This is a genomic window from Microcoleus sp. Pol12B5, from assembly GCF_036701335.1.
GTDB lineage: Bacteria > Cyanobacteriota > Cyanobacteriia > Cyanobacteriales > Microcoleaceae > Microcoleus.
This window is the reverse complement of the sequence record NZ_JAUBQQ010000153.1, coordinates 1-2137: the sequence shown is the minus strand read 5'-3', so window position 1 is coordinate 2137 and position 2137 is coordinate 1. Positions and strand designations below refer to the sequence as shown.

1 protein-coding gene is annotated in these 2137 nt (G+C 47.0%); it reads left to right on the top strand.

The genetic code is table 11. From position 1 onward, the window contains the following. The first annotated feature begins 538 nt into the window (after positions 1-538). On the top strand, positions 539-2116 hold the full coding sequence (locus QUA24_RS27120) for a reverse transcriptase domain-containing protein (RefSeq protein WP_333233513.1): 1578 nt from the start codon (positions 539-541) through the stop codon (positions 2114-2116). The last annotated feature ends 21 nt before the right edge of the window (positions 2117-2137 follow it).

Genomic DNA, 2137 nt, shown 5'->3' with positions numbered 1-2137 from the left:
AGTGCGATTCGTTGAAACGTGAATCACGGTAATCAGTCCGTACATAGCGTTTCCAGCCACAAGGCTGAACTCTCGGCCTGATAAGGGTGCAAGTCCCTTCTACCAGACTCAGGTATGACTCCCTATCTGCCCACACCGACCAAGCTCGATTCTTGGAGAGTGAAGCTGGGAACAGGACGCAATCAGACATCCAATGTGGGGTGACACTGGCGTTAATGGGGAGTTCCGATGGTGAAAACAGAGCCTAGAAAAGTAACTTACTCCAGAGCGGGACACAGACCAACCACCCGACTCCACTGGAATTTTATTCCCGCCGAATATTGAGATAATATCGGCAAGAGTCCAGGGAATCCAGTAGTTAAAATGGCTCCACCTAAAGGAACAATCAATCTAACCGAGGGAACGAAGAAAAACGAGCTGAGGGTCAAGGGGGAGTCGAACTCCAAGTAGGCTAGACGAGCAGCGGAACTCCCTTAGTTCGGGTAGGACAGACCGTAATTGGTCTGAGGTGTTCAGAGTACACAAACTAGAGCAGAGCATGATTAGACACAACAGCAATGTTAGTGAATCTTGGAAAACGTTACCGTGGAAGAAATTCCGTCGTAATTTATTCCGCCTACAAAAGCGCGTGTATAAAGCGATTCAGGTTGGAGACAAGCAGAAAGCGAAGTCCCTTCAAAAGCTAATTCTGAAATCTCGGGCTGCAAGAATGTTGGCGATACGTCAAGTAACTCAACTAAATGCTGGCAAAAAGACTGCGGGAATCGATGGAAGAGCCTCACTCACATTTGAGGAAAGGTTCGCCCTGAGTGAAGAACTTAGAGCCAAAAGCAACAAGTGGAAACACCAGAAGCTGCGTTCAATACCAATCCCTAAAAAGGATGGGAGTACCCGCCTCCTTAAGATACCGACTATCGCCGATAGAGCGTGGCAATGCCTTGCAAAATACGCGCTAGAGCCAGCACACGAAGCAACTTTCCACGCTAGGAGTTATGGGTTTAGAACAGGAAGGTCGGCGCATGACGCGCAGAAATTTCTGTTCCTGAATCTACGCTCTATAAGCAATGGGATAGAAAAACGGGTTATCGAACTCGATATCGAAAAATGCTTCGACAGGATAAGCCACACCAGCATAATGGAACAACTCATCGCCCCAAGGGGCATTAAGACCGGAATATTCCGCTGTCTAAAATCAGGAGTCAATCCAGAATTTCCCGAACAAGGAACCCCACAAGGGGGCGTGGTAAGCCCATTACTAGCCAATATCGCTCTCAATGGGATTGAGGAAATACATCAATCAGTTCGCTATGCGGATGACATGGTAATAATTCTGAAACCTAAAGACGATGCGAAGGCAATACTTGATAAAGTCAGCGAATTTCTGGCAGAACGAGGCATGAAGGTTAGTGAAAAGAAAACGAAACTAACTGCTACGACAGATGGATTTGACTTCCTAGGCTGGCATTTCAAAGTGCAAAACAACGGGAAATTTAGATGCGTTCCATCAGCGGACAATTTTAAAGCGTTTCGTCAGAAGGTAAAACACATCGTTAACAACTCGAATTATGGAGCTACGGACAAGGCTGAGAAATTAGCCCCCGTGGTCAGAGGTTGGAGAAATTACCACCGCTTCTGCAAGATGGACGGGTCGCGCAACTCGCTATACCACATCGAAACAAGAGCTTTCAGGGTATTCAATAAGGAATCAAAACAATCTCGCTACACCAGCAAGAAACTGCTTGATAAAGCATTCCCATCGGTTCCTCACTCCGAAAACAAATTTGTCAATGTCAAAGGGGAGAAATCACCTTACGACGGAGATATAGCCTACTGGAGCGAGCGTAACAGCAAGCTCTACAACGGCGAAACCTCTAAAGCCCTAAAACGGCAAAACCATAAATGTGGGAAATGTGGCTTAAAAATGCTAGGCGACGAAAAGGTACATCTACACCATGTAGACGGAAACCATAATAACTCGAAAACTAATAACCTCTTAGCGGTTCACGAAAGCTGCCACGATTATACCCACATGAGCAAAGGCGCAAGCCAAGAACATCGGGAGCTGGGTGCGGTGAAAGTCGCACGCCCAGATCTAACCGAGAGGGGCGGGGAATAATATCCCCCCTCGACTCAACCT

What these genes read in the sequence shown, in the direction of transcription:
- QUA24_RS27120 (WP_333233513.1), top strand. Translation starts at nt 539, where the DNA reads ATGATTAGACACAACAGCAATGTTAGTGAATCTTGGAAAACGTTACCG.